The sequence below is a fragment of the Streptomyces litchfieldiae genome (genome assembly GCF_031845365.1).
GTDB classification, from domain to species: Bacteria; Actinomycetota; Actinomycetes; order Streptomycetales; family Streptomycetaceae; genus Streptomyces; species Streptomyces litchfieldiae.
In genome coordinates, this window is record NZ_JAVREL010000003.1 from 352,042 (window position 1) to 366,892 (window position 14,851).

Annotated in this window: 16 protein-coding genes and 1 tRNA gene; 10 read left to right on the forward strand and 7 right to left on the reverse strand. The window is 72.8% G+C overall.

The genetic code is table 11. The annotated features are described in order from the left end of the window. The first annotated feature begins 14 nt into the window (after positions 1 to 14). The 4 genes from rsgA (at position 15) to RM590_RS08165 (ending at position 3,191) form a co-directional block, all read left to right on the forward strand. Positions 15 to 1,022: a ribosome small subunit-dependent GTPase A gene (gene rsgA / locus RM590_RS08150; RefSeq protein ID WP_311703715.1), complete on the forward strand. Its 1,008-nt coding sequence runs from the start codon at positions 15 to 17 to the stop codon at positions 1,020 to 1,022. 231 nt (positions 1,023 to 1,253) lie between these two features. Continuing rightward, positions 1,254 to 1,811, forward strand: coding sequence for a PH domain-containing protein (locus tag RM590_RS08155; protein WP_311703841.1), 558 nt, complete (start codon positions 1,254 to 1,256; stop codon positions 1,809 to 1,811). 179 nt (positions 1,812 to 1,990) lie between these two features. Next, a complete protein-coding gene (locus tag RM590_RS08160) occupies positions 1,991 to 2,275 on the forward strand; it encodes a hypothetical protein (protein ID WP_311703848.1) in 285 nt (94 codons plus the stop codon). 145 nt (positions 2,276 to 2,420) lie between these two features. Continuing rightward, positions 2,421 to 3,191: a potassium channel family protein gene (locus RM590_RS08165; protein ID WP_311703716.1), complete on the forward strand. Its 771-nt coding sequence runs from the start codon at positions 2,421 to 2,423 to the stop codon at positions 3,189 to 3,191. Positions 3,192 to 3,239: 48 nt separating this feature from the next. Here RM590_RS08165 and RM590_RS08170 read toward each other — a convergent pair whose 3' ends face one another. Next, positions 3,240 to 3,740, reverse strand: coding sequence for a TetR/AcrR family transcriptional regulator (locus RM590_RS08170; protein ID WP_311703717.1), 501 nt, complete (start codon positions 3,738 to 3,740; stop codon positions 3,240 to 3,242). A gap of 131 nt (positions 3,741 to 3,871) precedes the next feature. On the opposite strand from RM590_RS08170, the gene hisN reads away from it, so the two are divergent. Both hisN and RM590_RS08180 read left to right on the forward strand, forming a co-directional pair. Further along, positions 3,872 to 4,666: a histidinol-phosphatase gene (hisN, locus tag RM590_RS08175; RefSeq protein ID WP_311703718.1), complete on the forward strand. Its 795-nt coding sequence runs from the start codon at positions 3,872 to 3,874 to the stop codon at positions 4,664 to 4,666. A gap of 139 nt (positions 4,667 to 4,805) precedes the next feature. Further along, positions 4,806 to 5,201, forward strand: a complete 396-nt coding sequence (locus tag RM590_RS08180; RefSeq protein ID WP_311703719.1) for a CBS domain-containing protein — start codon at positions 4,806 to 4,808, stop codon at positions 5,199 to 5,201. A 67-nt stretch (positions 5,202 to 5,268) separates the two neighbouring features. Here RM590_RS08180 and RM590_RS08185 read toward each other — a convergent pair whose 3' ends face one another. Beyond that, entirely contained in the window at positions 5,269 to 6,720 is a 1,452-nt protein-coding gene (locus RM590_RS08185; RefSeq protein WP_394813828.1) for a catalase, read from the reverse strand. 169 nt (positions 6,721 to 6,889) lie between these two features. On the opposite strand from RM590_RS08185, the gene RM590_RS08190 reads away from it, so the two are divergent. The 3 genes from RM590_RS08190 (at position 6,890) to RM590_RS08200 (ending at position 8,408) form a co-directional block, all read left to right on the forward strand. Next, positions 6,890 to 7,309, forward strand: a complete 420-nt coding sequence (locus RM590_RS08190; protein WP_311703721.1) for a Fur family transcriptional regulator — start codon at positions 6,890 to 6,892, stop codon at positions 7,307 to 7,309. Positions 7,310 to 7,353: 44 nt separating this feature from the next. Then, a tRNA-Met gene (locus RM590_RS08195) sits at positions 7,354 to 7,427 on the forward strand. Between the two features lie 99 nt (positions 7,428 to 7,526). Continuing rightward, positions 7,527 to 8,408: an acyl-CoA thioesterase gene (locus RM590_RS08200; RefSeq protein WP_311703722.1), complete on the forward strand. Its 882-nt coding sequence runs from the start codon at positions 7,527 to 7,529 to the stop codon at positions 8,406 to 8,408. A gap of 25 nt (positions 8,409 to 8,433) precedes the next feature. Here RM590_RS08200 and RM590_RS08205 read toward each other — a convergent pair whose 3' ends face one another. From RM590_RS08205 to RM590_RS08220, 4 genes are all read right to left on the reverse strand, one after another. Next, positions 8,434 to 9,309 carry a GNAT family N-acetyltransferase gene (locus RM590_RS08205; protein WP_311703723.1) on the reverse strand — a complete coding sequence of 292 codons (876 nt, stop codon included), beginning with the start codon at positions 9,307 to 9,309 and terminating at the stop codon, positions 8,434 to 8,436. Further along, a complete protein-coding gene (locus RM590_RS08210; protein WP_311703724.1) occupies positions 9,306 to 10,100 on the reverse strand; it encodes a phosphatase in 795 nt (264 codons plus the stop codon). The genes RM590_RS08205 and RM590_RS08210 overlap by 4 nt, the downstream gene beginning before the upstream one ends. A gap of 62 nt (positions 10,101 to 10,162) precedes the next feature. Continuing rightward, entirely contained in the window at positions 10,163 to 11,308 is a 1,146-nt protein-coding gene (locus RM590_RS08215) for a low temperature requirement protein A (protein ID WP_394813821.1), read from the reverse strand. A gap of 88 nt (positions 11,309 to 11,396) precedes the next feature. Beyond that, the gene (locus RM590_RS08220) at positions 11,397 to 12,578 is read right to left on the reverse strand and encodes an SMI1/KNR4 family protein (protein ID WP_311703726.1); all 1,182 of its coding nucleotides are present in this window, start codon (positions 12,576 to 12,578) and stop codon (positions 11,397 to 11,399) included. Positions 12,579 to 12,735: 157 nt separating this feature from the next. Here RM590_RS08220 and RM590_RS08225 point away from each other — a divergent pair, with 157 nt between their 5' ends. Further along, a complete protein-coding gene (locus tag RM590_RS08225) occupies positions 12,736 to 14,463 on the forward strand; it encodes a SpoIIE family protein phosphatase (protein WP_311703727.1) in 1,728 nt (575 codons plus the stop codon). Between the two features lie 15 nt (positions 14,464 to 14,478). On the opposite strand, the gene RM590_RS08230 is transcribed toward RM590_RS08225, so the two are convergent. Then, positions 14,479 to 14,850 (reverse strand): VOC family protein, encoded by a 372-nt coding sequence (locus RM590_RS08230; protein WP_311703728.1) that lies wholly within the window; start codon positions 14,848 to 14,850, stop codon positions 14,479 to 14,481. Position 14,851: the final 1 nt, after the last annotated feature.

Consider the following 14,851-nt stretch of genomic DNA (forward strand, 5'->3'; position numbering starts at 1 on the left):
GAACGCGGCCCGCGATGCGCCGGTACGGCAAGCACACCGACGAGGACGACGTCCGGGTCCGGCCCAGCCGCCGGGGGAGCAGGCCGCGCACGCACCGGCGGCCCGCCCACGAGGACGCGCGGGAGGGCTTCGTCGTCACCGTGGACCGGGGGCGGATCACGTGTCTGGTGGAGGGCCGCACGGTCACCGCGATGAAGGCGCGGGAGCTGGGCCGCAAGGGCGTGGTCGTCGGCGACCGGGTCGCGGTCGTCGGCGATCTGTCCGGGAGCAAGGACACGCTCGCGCGGGTGGTGCGCGTGGAGGAGCGCAGTTCCGCGCTCCGGCGCACGGCCGATGACGACGATCCGTTCGAGCGGGTGGTCGTCGCCAACGCCGACCAGCTCGCCATCGTGACCGCGCTGGCCGACCCCGAGCCGCGGCCGCGGCTGATCGACCGCTGTCTGGTCGCCGCGTTCGACGCCGGGCTCGATCCGCTGCTCATCCTCACCAAGGCCGACCTCGCCCCGGCCGGGCCGCTGCTGGAGACGTACGCGCCGCTGGGCATCCGGCACGTGGTGACCAGCCACGAGCGGTTCGACGAGGAGTCCGTGGCGGCGGTGCGGGAGCTGCTGGCGGGCCGGGTCACGGCGTTCGTCGGGCACAGCGGCGTCGGCAAGACGACGCTGGTGAACGCGCTGGTGCCGGCCGACCGGCGGCGCGCCACCGGCGAGGTCAACGTGGTGACGGGCCGCGGCCGGCACACCACGGTCTCGGCGCTGGCCCTGCCGCTGCCCGGCACCTCGGGCTGGGTCATCGACACCCCCGGCGTGCGGTCGTTCGGGCTGCACCACGTCGACCCGTCCCGCGTCATCCACGCCTTCCCCGACCTGGAGCCGGGCACGGCCGAGTGCCCCCGGGCGTGCAGCCACGACGAGCCGGACTGCGCCCTGGACGCGTGGGTCGCCGAGGGCCACGCGGAGCCGGCGCGACTGGACTCGCTGCGCCGCCTGCTGGCCACGCGGGAGCGCCGCGAGGGCGACTAGTACCGACTAGTACTGCGAACACCGGTGCAGTACTTGGGCCCTCTGTTCACCTTTGCTCTCGAGCCGTTCAGGCGATTCCCGACTGGTGCTGCGATGCTGGGCCGATGCGCGTGGTCGGCGGCACCTACCAGTTCCGTCACCGGGAACTGCAGGACTTCCTCGCCCGCCACGCCCCCTACTGAGAGGGTGGTTTGCGGGTTGATGTCCGGTTCATCGTTGGGCTTGAGCGAGATGAGGGACAAGCAGGGGCTGCGGCACCGGTGGCGCAGCGCGGTGTGGTGGGTGGCCTGCGGATGGGCCCTGCTGATGCTGGGGATCATGGTCTGGTACGACGTTGCGGGCACCGCCTTCCAGCCGGATCCCCCCGCCCCCGGCCCCGAGGAGTACGCCAACTACGCCTTCATGGTCCTCCTGGCCGCACTCTGCGTACGAGCCGCCCTGCGGGGCGTCGTCCTGCGCCCCGCAGATGTCGCGGTTGTCGGCTTCTTCCGCACCCGCCGCGTCCCCTGGCAGGACATCGCCGAGGTCGAACTGGCCCTGCGCACCGGCGGAACCCACTCCGGCCGCTGGCGCATAGCCCTCCGCCTCCACGACGACACCGCCCGCTGGATACCGTCGTTCCTCCACGGCTCCATGCAGCGCGGGAGCGAAGAAATCCCCCCGCCCGGCGACCGTGCCCGCTACGGCCAGGTCTTCCACCGGGCCCCCGCCCACGCCCCCCGGGAACTCGCCCGCCTCCACCACGAACTGCGCCTCGCCTGGTACACCCGCACCCAGGCCCGTCGATGATTCGCCCGCACGGCAGAAAGCCCGAACTCGGCCTGCCCGTCCTGGTCCACCTGCCCGTACATCGGGACGGGCTCCTGTCAGCGGCTCGACCCTGAGCCGCACCGCGGCGCTGTGGGCCGGCGTCGGCGGTCGGCACGCTCTCGCTGGCGCCCGGCGAGACGGCGGCTTGGAGTCGTGCCGTGGGATCCCGGGCGCTGCTCGCCACGGCCGGGGGCTACCGGGTCAGGCCCGGGGTGCGCGGTGTGGTGCTGTGCTCGGGCGAGGCGTTGTCGGCACGGCTGACCGGCGGCGGTGAGTTCGTCGTGACGGTGAACGACTCCGCCACCTCTCCCGTCCCGCTGGGCGGCCAGATCGCCGCGTGCGTGCGCCGGGCACTCGCTGTTCTGCGCGGTTACCAGGCGCTGCGCGACGAGGGACTGACCGAGCGGCCCGGAGGCGCGGCGTCCGCGAATGGCGAAACATGAGTTCGTGACGCAGGTTCGCGCGGGCCGTGGTCCGCGTGGGCCGATGCGCCACAGGCAGGCGTTCGGCAGGTCCGCCAGCGGCAGCTCGTCGAGCGCCATGCCGGTCCACCGCGGCACGAGCAGCCCGCTGTCTAGGATCCGCGGCATGGATTCGTTGACCGACAAGGAACCGGTGGCGAAGGGCCCAGGGCTCGCCGAGGCGGCGCGTACGCGCTGGGAACGCCGCACGGAAATACCCCTGTTGGCGTTGGCCCTCCTCTTCGGGGTCGCCTACGCCGTGCCCGTGGTGGCGCCCGAGTCGGCCGGCTGGGTTCGCGACCTGTGCCATGGCGTCGAGTGGGCCGTGTGGGCCGCGTTCGCGCTGGACTACCTGACACGGCTGTTGCTGTCGCGGGACCGGTGGGCGTTCGTGCGCGGCCATCCGCTCGCGCTGGTCGCGGTGGCGCTGCCGCTGATCCAGCCGCTGCGCCTGCTCCGTCTTGTCGCCGCCCTGCTGCTGGTCGGTCAACGAGCCCGGATGGCACCGCAGATCCGGGTGACCACGTACGTGGCGGGGTCCTGCGCCGGCTTGCTGATGTTCGGGTCCGTGGCCGTGCTGGAGGTCGAGCGCGACATGCCGGGCTCCGGCATCCATTCGCTCGGCGACGCCGTGTGGTGGGCGTTCACCACGATGACGACGGTCGGCTATGGGGACACCGCTCCGGTGACCGGGCCGGGCCGGGTCCTGGCGGTGGGGCTGATGCTGTCCGGCATCGCCCTGCTCGGTGTGGTCACGGCCAACATCGCGGCCTGGTTCATCGCGCGCTTCGAGCGGGACGACGCCGAGTTGGGCCGGCAGACCGCCGCGATCGCGGAACTGACCGCAGAAGTGCGGGAGCTGAGACAGCAGGTGGCCGAGCTGACCGCCGCGAAATGACGGGCCGGTCGATCCACCGGGGAGCACCACCTCGCATCACCGGCCTGGTCAGAGCCGGCTCGGTATTTCGGGGGCAACCAGGTCGGAGAGGGCGAGGCGGATCGCCGTCTCGCAGCGGGCCGGGAGGTCGTCGCCGTTGTCCGCGGCGGCCAGGGCCCGCAGGGCGCGGTCGCGCAACTCGGCCACCAGTTGGGCCGGTTCGGTGACCGGCGGCGGCAGGCCGGCGCAGCGGCAGCCGAGGAGGCAGGCGCGGACCACGCGGTCGGCGCGTGCCGTCTGCACGATCCAGTCCCGCGCCCCGGCCAGCACCTCGGCCGGCGGGCCGTGCCGCCGGGTGCGGAAGAACGCGCCGAATCCGTCCAGGAACGCCTGTATCTGGCGGTTCCCCAGCGCGGCGCCGAGCCCCGCCTTGTCGCCGAACTCGTTGTACAGCGTCTGCCGTGACACCCCCGCCGCGGCGGCGACCTCCACCATCCTGACGACCTGCCAGGGGCGCGCCTCGACCGCGTCACGGGCGGCTCGCAGCAGGGACTCTCGCGCGGTGGGCATCGTTGCCTCCTCGCCTCCAGGTGCGGCTCCGCCCTGGTGCGGCACAGAATCGAGGCGCCGGTGAAGGGTGTCAAGATGCCCCGCACGGGCCGGGCCGGGTGTGCACCGCGCGGTGCCGGATACTGTGGGGCATGCCCGATTACCACGACGACCTGCGCCTCGCCCATGTGCTGGCGGACGCCGCCGACTCCGCGACCATGGAGCGGTTCAAGGCGCTGGATCTGAAGGTCGACACCAAGCCCGACCTGACACCCGTGACCGAGGCGGACCGGGCCGCCGAGGAGCTGATCCGGTCCTCGCTGCAACGGGCCAGGCCGCGGGACGCCGTGCTGGGCGAGGAGTTCGGCAGCGAGGGGCAGGGTCCGCGCCGCTGGATCATCGACCCCATCGACGGCACCAAGAACTATGTGCGGGGCGTGCCCGTGTGGGCGACGCTGATCGCGCTGGTGGAGCGGGGTGCGGGCGGCGACCGGCCGGTGGTCGGGGTGGTCTCGGCGCCGGCGCTCCAGCGCCGCTGGTGGGCGGCGCTGGGCGGGGGCGCGTACACGGGCCGCAGCCTGACGTCGGCCACGCGGCTGCGGGTGTCGGGGGTGTCCCGGCTGGCCGACGCGTCGTTCTCGTACTCGTCGATGGGCGGGTGGGAGGAGCGCGGTCGGCTGGAGAAGTTCCTCGAACTGACCCGGACCTGCTGGCGGACCCGGGCCTATGGCGACTTCTGGTCCTACATGATGGTCGCCGAGGGGTCGGTGGACATCTGCGCCGAGCCGGAGTTGTCGCTGTGGGACATGGCGGCGAACGCGATCGTGGTGCAGGAGGCGGGGGGCCGTTTCACCGGGCTCGACGGCCGGGACGGGCCGCACAGCGGAAACGCGGCGGCGTCCAACGGGTTGTTGCACGAAGAGTTGTTGAGCTACCTCGGTTCGTAACGCGCGCCCGTTTGCGCGGTTTTCGCCCGCTCGCCCTCTTGTGACGCCGGAGGGGGCATGTGAACATGAGAATTCCCCCGCTTGTGCCCTTGTGAATCCCTGCGCAAGCTCCCTCTCCGAGCAGGAGGTGGCTCATCTCATGCTGGTCCGCGACGCGATGAGCACCGTAGTCCTCACCATCGGTCCCGATCACACACTCCGGCAGGCGGCCCGGCTGATGTCCGCCCGGCGGGTGGGCGCCGCCGTTGTCCTCGACCCCGACACCTCGGGCATCGGCATCCTCACCGAACGCGACGTGCTGGCCTCGGTCGGCCGCGGCCAGGACCCGGACGCCGAGCGCGCCGGGTCGCACACCACCAGCGACGTCGTCTTCGCGGCCCCGCAGTGGACGCTGACGGACGCCGCGACTGCCATGGCCCAGGGTGGTTTCCGGCATCTGGTCGTGCTCGACGAGCGCGAACCGGTGGGCATCGTCTCCGTGCGCGACATCATCAACTGCTGGACGCCCGTTGTCGGTTCTGTCGGCGCGGCATAGTCCGGAGCGGCCGGAGCCATATGGCGTCCGGCCGCTCCGGGGTGTACGGCAAGCGGCGTTTGCGGGATCAGCCGCGGAGGGCCTGGACCGCGGCCTGGAGCCGCTTGCCGTAGTCATCGTCCGCCCGGCGGAAGTTCTCGATCGCCCGCTCGGCGATGTCGTCCCGCGAGACCTGGGCGATGAAGCCGGCCAGGTTCGCGATCAGGCGGTCCTTCTCGTCGTCCGGCATCAGCCGGTACAGGTTCCCGGCCTGGACGAAGTCGTCGTCCTCGGCGTGCGAGGGCGCGGCGTGCTCCCCGGTGAGCCCGGAGACGGTGACCGGCTGCCACAGCGGGCGGTCGGTCTGGGCCGGGCCGCCGAAGCTGTTGGGCTCATAGTTCTTCGCGCCGCCGTGCCGGCCGTCATAGCCGAGGCCGTCGCGGCCGTGCGTGCGGGCCTCGGTGGCGTGCGGGCGGTTGACCGGAAGGTGGTCGGCGTTGATGCCCACGCGGTAGCGGTGCGCGTCGCCGTAGGCGAAGAGCCGGCCCTGGAGCATCTTGTCCGGTGAGGGGCCGATGCCCGGCACGAAGTGGTGCGGGGAGAAGATCGACTGCTCGACCTCGGCGAAGATGTTCTGCGGGTTGCGGTTGAGCTCCAGCTTGCCGATCTCGATCGGCGGGTAGTCCGCGTGCGGCCAGACCTTGGTCAGGTCGAACGGGTTGAAGCGGTACGTGGCCGCCTCGGCGACGGGCATGATCTGAACCTGAACGGTCCAGGTCGGGAAGTCACCCTTCTCGATCGAGGTGCGCAGGTCCCGCTGGTGGCTGTCCGGGTCCTTGCCGGCCAGGATCGCGGCTTCCTCGGAGGTCAGGTTCTTGATGCCCTGGTCGGTCTTGAAGTGGTACTTGACCCAGAACGCCTCGCCCGCCTCGTTGTTCCACTGGAAGGTGTGCGAGCCGTACCCGTTCATGTGCCGGTAGGAGGCGGGGATGCCGCGGTCGCCGAAGAGCCAGGTGACCTGGTGCGTCGACTCGGGGGACAGACCCCAGAAGTCCCAGACGTTGTCCGCCTCCTGCGAGCCGGTGTACGGGTCGCGCTTCTGGGTGTGGATGAAGTCCGGGAACTTGATCGCGTCCTTGATGAAGAAGACCGGGGTGTTGTTGCCGACCAGGTCGTAGTTGCCGTCTTCCGTGTAGAACTTGAGCGCGAAGCCACGCGGGTCACGCACCGCGTCCGCCGCGCCGAGGTTCCCGGCGACGGTGGAGAAGCGCAGGAAGACCTCGGTCTGCTTGCCGATCTCCGACAGGAACTTCGCCCGGGTGTACTTGGTCACATCGGCGGTGACCGTGAACGTGCCGTAGGCGCCCGCGCCCCGGGCGTGCACGATCCGCTCCGGGATCCGTTCGCGGTTGAAGTGGGCCAGCTTCTCGATGAGGAGCTGGTCCTGGATCAGGACCGGTCCACCGATGCCGGCGGACTGGCTGTTCTGGTTGTCCGCGACCGGAGCCCCGGACTCCGTAGTGAGCGGTCCCGTTGTGATCTGGTCGGTCATTTGCCTGTCACGCCCTTCAGGTCTTCAGGTCTTTCCTTCGGCGCAGGCGCTTGGCCGTTGCCTAAGGAGATCCTATATTGGACTAAGTCCAAGTCAAGACGACTCCGAGAACCGTACACGGTCAACCCGCAAGGGGCCTCGCGCTAGGGTGGAAGACATGAGTGACCTGCTTCAGCGACTCCGGGACCGCGGCTGGCGGCTCACCGCCCAGCGGCGAGTCATCGCCGAGGTGCTGGATGGCGAGCATGTCCACTACACGGCCGACGAGGTGCACGCCCGCGCCGTGGAGCGGCTGCCCGAGATCTCCCGCGCCTCCGTCTACAACACCCTGGGCGAACTGGTCGCCCTCGGCGAGGTCATGGAGGTCACCACCGACGGGCGCGCCAAGCGGTACGACCCCAACGCGCACCACCCGCACCAGCACCTGGTCTGCTCGGGCTGCGGCACGATGCGGGACGTCCGGCTGACCGAGGACCCGCTCCGGGCGCTGCCGGAGGGCGAGCGGTTCGGCTTCACCGTCTCCGAGGTGGCCGTGACCTATTACGGACGCTGTCCTGAGTGCGCCGCCCGGTCTTGATTTGCACCCCGTGCGCGCGGGGGGTTAAGGTTGAAGCACAACGACGCGGGGTGGAGCAGCTCGGTAGCTCGCTGGGCTCATAACCCAGAGGTCGCAGGTTCAAATCCTGTCCCCGCTACTGTGAACGAAGGCCCGGATCCCGATCAGGATCCGGGCCTTCGTGCTGTGTGGGGTGGCGCCGCGCGGCGCGGGTTGGCGGCCATGGAGAATCGAACCCATGGACGCTACTCTCCAGTACCTGCTCGACCTGCTCGATCTGGAGCCGATCGAGCGGGACATCTTCCGCGGTGACAGCCACGCCTCCGTCATCCCCCGGGTCTTCGGCGGGCAGGTCGCCGCGCAGGCGCTGGTCGCGGCCTGCCGGACCGTTCCCGAGGACCGGCTGCCGCACTCCCTGCACTCCTACTTCCTGCGGGCCGGCGACCCCGGCTCGCGCATCGTCTACACGGTGGACCGCATCCGCGACGGGCGTTCGTACGCCACCCGGCGGGTGGTGGCCGTGCAGCACGGCCAGCCGATCTTCACGCTGTCCGCGTCGTTCGCCAAGGCCGAGGAGGGGCTGGAGCACCAGGACCCGATGCCGGACGCGCCGGACCCGGAGACGCTGCCGACGGCGGACGAGCTGCTGCCGCGCTACGCCGACCTGTTCTGGGACCCGGGGGTGGTGAAGCTGCTGTTGGAGGCGCGGAAGGCGATCGATCTGCGGTATGTGAACGAGCCGCCGTTCGGCACGGCCGGGCGGCAGCGCGAGCCGCGCGCCCAGGTGTGGTTCCGGGTCAACGGCAAGCTGGCGGGGGAGTACGACAACCCGGTGCTGCACCTGTGCCTGGGCACCTACGTCTCCGACATGACGCTGCTGGACTCGGTGCTGCTGGCGCACGGGCGCGGCGGCTGGATGACCGGGGACACGGTGGGCGCCAGCCTGGACCACGCCATGTGGTTCCACCGGCCGTTCCGGGCGGACGAGTGGCTGCTGTACGACACGGACTCCCCGACCTCCCAGTCCGGCCGGGGCCTGGCCCGGGGCCGGATGTACACCCGCGACGGCCGGCTGGCCGTTTCGGTCATCCAGGAGGGGCTGATGCGCGTCCCGCGCTGACGCGCCGCGGGCCGGGCGGCGGCGGTCACGCGTGGCGGCGGGTCCAGGTCGTCCACAGGGGGCGGTAGCCGCAGCGGTGCCAGAAGGGCGCGGAGAGGGGGTTCAGCGCGGCGTAGTGCAGGAGCGTCGCCGTGCAGCCCGCCTCCTCCAGCGCCGTGTGGGCCGTGGCGACCAGCGCCGTGCCGAGGCCGGTGCCGCGGTGCGGGGCGGCCACGACCAGGCACGTGAGATAGCCGGCGCGGCGGGTGGTGACCAGCCCGGCCGCCCACGCTGTGCGGGCCGGGTCGTCCACCGCCAGCAGGCCCGCGATCCCGCCGTTCGTCTCGGCCACCCAGCAGATCGTGGCGGTCAGGCGTTCCCGGATGTTCCGCACGGAGGACGGGCGCACGACGCAGGAGCCGAACTGGGCGTCCCAGCGCAGCCCTTCGAGCCACAGGCCCGCGGCCTCGTCGAGGTCGGCGGCCGTCAGCGGGCGGATCAGCGCGTCCTGGGCGCGCCGCGGGCCGGGGACGGTCCGGCCGGCGGGGCGGACCGCGGCGACGCGCTGCGGCACCAGGCCGTGGGCGAGAAGCACCGGCGTCAGCGCGGTGTCGCGGCTGGGCCAGGTGAACACGGCCTCGGCGTCGCTGCCCGGCGGCCAGGCGATGACGCGCTCGCGCCAGGCGAGCAGCAGCGCGTCGAGCGCGGTGGCGCGGTCCTCGCCCGTGACGCGGGCGTGCAGTTCGTGCCGGTCGGCGGCGCACCAACTCGCGTCGAACGACTCGGGGTCGGGCCGCCGGCGGCGGTAGAGGCCCTCGGCGCCGGGCACGGACAGCAGGACGTCGCCGGGCGCGGGCGTGGGCAGCGGGAGGCCCCGGGGGAGCAGGGGGTCCAGCGGGCGCGGGCGGCGGCCCGTTCTCATGCGCCGGCCAGCCCGGCGGCATCCAGCAGGTAGGCGGTCAGCGGCTCGTAGTAACGCGGGTTGACGACGTGGTCGTCCAGCGGGACGCACACCGACAGCGTGCCCTCGGCCTCGCCGACGAAGAGGGCCGGGTCGTTGCAGTCGGCGTAGCCGATGGTGTCGATGCCGTACTGCGCCGCGCAGCCCGCCCAGCCGTGGTCGGCGATCACCAGGTCCGGCAGCGGCTCGCCCTCCTGGGGCAGCGCCTTCAGGATCTCCGCCATGGGCTGCGGCGAGTGCGTGTGCCACAGCGTCGCGCCGCGTTCGTACATGGCGACGCCGGCGAGCTGGGCCACCACGCCCTCGTCCGCCGTCAGGCCGAGCGGGACGCGGACCAGCTCGCAGCCGGCGGCGGCGAGCGCGGCGGCGGTCTGCGCGTGCACGTCCAGCAGGCCGCCGGGGTGGCCGGTGGCCACCAGCACCCGGCTGCGGGCGAGCACCGCCTTGCGCAGCACGGTCGCCGCGCGGTCCAGGGCGTCCACGGTCAGCTCGGGGTCGATGGTGTCCTGGCCCTGCCGGTGCTCGGGGTCCTCGTCGACGCCGCAGCGCTCGGCCATCACCGCGAGCACGTCCTGCTCGTCCGCCCACCGGTCGCCGAGCTCCAGGCCGAGCCAGAAGTAGCGGTTGCCGTTGGCCAGTTCCCGGTAGTGCGCCAGGTTGTTCTCCCGGGGGGTGGCGACCTCGCCCGCGATCCGGGTGTGCAGGAGATGGGCGATCAGTTCCGATCGGGACGGGACGGCGGTCGTCGGCATACGGCCAGTATCGCCCGGATGGTGGGATTCCGGTGGGGCAGTCGCCGAGCTGTGATCTCCGTTCAGCGCGCCAGAGCCGTGCCGGCCGCCACCAGGGCGGCGAGGGTCACGCCGGTGAGCAGGACGGGCGCCGGGGTGGCGGTGGCGGCCAGTACCAGCAGCGCGGCGGTGGGGAAGAGGAGCGCGTGTCCGCGGCCGACGTGGTGCGGGCGGAGGTGCAGCAGCCACAGCGCGAGCACGTAGACGGCGACGGGCACGGTGACCGCCGCGGCGGCGGCCGGGTGCGCGAGGGACGAGTGGTGCGTCACGAAGTCGAGGTTGACCGCGATGCCCGCGCCGACCGCCGCGGCCGCGCCGAAGACGAGGTAGTGGCCGTAGCCCCAGAGGAAGCCGGCCCGGGTGGAGACGAGGAAGCGCTCCGCGGGCTTGGCGAAGTACAGCCACCACATGGCGAACACCGTGAGCAGGCCGCCGGCCGCGACACCGAGCAGCTCGGGGCCCGTGCGGTGGGCGTCCACGGCCGTGCGGGTCGCGGTGGTGGCGGCGAGCACGGACTCGCCGAGCACGATGATCGTGAACAGCCCGTAGCGCTCGGCAATGTGGTGCGGGTGCCAGGGGGTGGGGTGGGCGCGCTCGGCCCAGACCGGGAGGGCGACGTCCAGCAGGGCGATCACGGGGAACAGCGGCATCTGCCAGGGGGTCGGCAGGGCCAGCCAGCCGATCCACAGCGCCTGCACGAGCGTCAGCCCGCCGGCGAACCGGTGGGCGGTGACGCGGCCCTCGGGGTGGGAGTGGGCGACGCGCAGCCAGAGGCTGATCAGCGCCAGCCGGATGATGGTGTAGCCCAGCACGCACAGCGAGAAGTCGTGCTCCTCGAAGGCGCGGTGCACGCCGGCGGCCAGGACGAGGGCGCCGGTGATCGTGACCAGGACGGTGACGCGGTACGGCACGTCGTCGGTGTCGTAGGCGGAGGCGAACCATGTGAACGCCATCCAGGCCCACCACGTCGCGAAGAAGACGGCGAGGAAGCTGAGGACGGCGGCGGTGACATGGCCGGCGCTCAGGGAGTGGTGCAGCTCGCCGGCGACCCGGCCCACGGCGACCACGAAGCACAGGTCGAAGAACAGCTCCAGCGGGGTGGCGGTCCGGTGCCGCTCGGTGCTGTCCCGGGCGGTCATCGGCCGGTGCCACGGCTCGTGCATGGCCATGAGGTCCCGCCCGTTCTGTGGTGTCTCGCGGCTTTTGCCCCCTGGGGTCGGGCTCATTCTGCCGCACGGCGGTCGCGCGACCGCGTCATCACCAGTAGCCGTCGTCCGACGAGGGCTCGAAAACGGCGAACTCCAGCGGGTCGTCGTCCCTGTCCAGCCCGGGCAGACCCTCGGTGGACAGTTGGCCGCGCAGCCAGGCCAGCAGGACGTCCGTCAGGGTGCCGGGCAGCGGCGGGCCCTGGCCGGCGTGCCGGGGCCAGACGATGACCGGCCAGTCGTCGGGCGCGCCCCGGGTGAGCCAGCCGAGCTGGTCGCCGTCGATCGTGTTGGCGCAGGGGAGGAAGCCGCCCGGGGCCGGCCAGAGCGGCAGCGGGAAGCAGCCGGGGGCGGCGTCGCGCAGGGTGCGGTAGGCGCTGAGCGTCCGGGCGATGTGCCGGACGAAGCCGGCGTCGGGCGGGCGCAATGGGGTGAGGAAGCGCAGCCATCCCATCCAGCAGCCCGCCCCGTACCGCTCCAGCAGGGCGATGTAGTCGATGGGCAGCCGGGTGCCCAACTGCGCGAACAGCGCGGGCCAGGCGCCCGCGCCCAGATACGGCTGCGCGGGCGGGGGCGTGAGCAGCCGCAGGGCCGCCAGGCCGCTGCCCTCGGTGACGGCCGCGCGCCGCCGCTCCACCGGGACCGCCTCGACGGCGGGCACGGGCGGGCGCCAGGGCGCGGGCCCGGGCAGGAACGCGGTGCGGCGCGCGGTGGGCGGCAGCGGACCCAGGGTGCCGCCGCCGGGCAGCGGCAGCCCGGTGCGCAGTGCGGTGGCGAGCGTGTCGAACAGCCCGGTCCCGTACCCCTGCCACGGGTTGACGCGGCGGTCGGCGGCGTCCTCGTGGAAGAGGACGACCGGCCAGCGGTCGGGGTCGGCGCAGGCGCCGGTGTCCCAGAACAGGTGGCTGCCGGACCGGGTCATGCCGAACGCCAGCAGCCCGCCGGGCGCCGGGTGGAAGGGCGGGGGGTCGTTCGGCGGGGCGTCCCGGGAGGCTATGCGGCACTGCCGGTGCGTGGTGCGCAGCCAGGTGCCGTAGTCGAAGCGGCCGTCCTGGGCGCAGGGGGTGTGCAGCCAGAGGTGGTCCCCGATGTCCAGCGGGCCGTAGGCGGTGGCCAGCACCTTGTAGTCGGCGGGCAGGCGCAGGCCGAGCCAGGACTCGACGGCGTGCCAGTCGACGGGCACGGGGTCGTCGGGCGGCGGCCCGAGCAGGGTGGCGAGCCGGGAGGCGTCCATGACGTCGCATGGTGGCACGTCCCTCTGACAATTCCGGGGCGCGCCCGTTCGGCCGCGGCCCACGGGCGGCGCGGCGGTTGCGGAGCGGGCGTCGCTGCCGGTGAATGGGTAGCAGGAGCATCCACGACCCGCGGGCCGAGCGAAGGCGGCGAGAGACATGGCGGAGTTCCTGTCGGCGGAGCCAGAGGTGCTGCGGGCGGTATTCGACAACCTCGGCGCCGGCATGATCCTCACCGACCAGGCGGCCCAGATCACCGCGGCCAACCCGCACGCCGAGGAGGTGCTCGGCCGTCCCGCCCGCACCGTGCTGGGCAAGGACTTCCACGACCTGCTGCACCGCCGCGCCAACGGAACGATGGCGCCGCGCGCCGAGTGCCCGCTGTTGGCGGTCGTCGAGCACGGCCAGATGGTGCGCGTCGAGACCGACAGCTTCCTGCGCGGCGACGGCAGCCTGCTGCCGGTGAGCTGGACGGGCGCGCCGATCGAGTCCGGCGAGCGCACGCTGGGCGTGGTGACCCTCTTCGCGGAGTCCACCGATCAGCGGCAGGCCCAGGACCACCAGGCCGCCCATCTGGCCGCCATGGAGGACCTGGCCCAGCGGCTCACCCTGGTGGGCGAGATCACCGAGGTGCTCACCCAGACGCTGGAGGCCGAGGAGGCGCTCAACCGGCTCGGGCGGCTCCTCGTCCCACGGCTGGCCGACTGGGCGGCGGTGGACCTGCGCATGGGCGACGGCGAGGTGCGGCGGGTGGCCGTCGTCGGGCCGCAGGGCCGGGACGTGGGCCGGGAGGGCGGGCAGGACGTGCTCTCCGAGATCCCCGAGACGTCCCGTTCGGTGCTGGTGCGGGTGCTGCGCGGCAGCGAGGCGGTGCTGCTCGGTCCCGAGGAGATCGCCGCGCCGCCGGACAGCCCGCTGGCGGTGGTGCACACGACGTTCCTGCACGCGTTGGGCGCGACGTCCGCGGCGGTCGTTCCGCTGAGCACGCCCCGCCAGGTGCTGGGCGCGCTCACCGTCGCCCGCACCGATCCGGACCGGCCCTTCCGCCCGGACGAGCTGCCGCTGATCCGGGACATCGGGCGCCGCGCCGGGCTGGCCATCGACAACGCCCGGCTGTTCGAGCGACAGCGCGACATCGCCGCGACCATGCAGCGCAATCTGCTGCCGTCGCTGCCCGACATCGCCCCGCTGGAGCTGGCCGCCCGCTACCAGCCCGCGCCGCGCGGCTCCCAGGTCGGCGGCGACTGGTACGACGCGCTGGTGCTGCCGGACGGCGACATCGCCCTGGCCATCGGGGACGTCGTCGGCCACGACCTGTCGGCCGCCGCCGGAATGGCCGAGCTGCGCAACATGCTGCGGGCCCTGGCGTGGGACCGCAGCGAGACGCCGAGCGTGATCGTCGGGCGGCTCGACGAGGCCATGTCGGCGATCACCGATGTGCAGATGGCCACGCTCGCCCTCGCCCGGATCGAGCAGGTCCCGGGCGAGGAGGGGGAGGCCTGGCAGATGGTGTGGGCCAGCGCGGGCCACCCCCCGCCGCTGCTGGTCGCCGCCGAGGGGCGCGCGCAGTATCTGGAGCAGGGACAGGGGCTGTTGCTGGGCGCGCGGCTGGGCGCGCACGCCCCGCGTGAGGACGGGGAGGAACGGCTGCCGCCCGGCTCCACCCTGCTGCTGTTCACGGACGGGCTGGTCGAGGTCGCCAGCAGCGACCTGGACACCGGGCTGAACCGGCTGCGGCGCCACGCCATGGCGCTGGCCCGGCACCCGCTGGACGAGTTCTGCGAGCAGATCCTGGAGCGGATGCCGCCGGGCGGCGCGGACGACATCGCGATGCTCGCCCTGCGCGTGCCCGGCGACCTGCCCGCCGATGGGGCCGAGGAGGAGTAGCGCCGGCGGGCCGGCTCAGTCCGTCACCAGCACGGAGAGGAAGTTCCCCGCGGGGTCCTTGAACCACGCGATGGGCGGGCCGCCCTGACCCCGGTGGATGCCCCGCTCGTCGGCCCCGTCGTAGCGCTCGAACGTGACGCCGCGCGCGGCGAGTTCGTCCACGGCGGCCTCGATGTCGTCGACGGGGAAGTTGAGCAGGGTGCAGGAGGCGGGGGTGTGGTTCGGCTTGGAGTAGACGAGCGTGTCCCGGTCTCCGGCGATGTGGAGGATGAGCATGCCCTCCTCGTCCTCGGAGACGTCGAGACCGAGCGTCTCGCCGTAGAACTGCTTGGCCTTCGCGATGTCGTCCACCGAGAAGCCGCTGAACGCCTTGGTGTTCTTGAACACG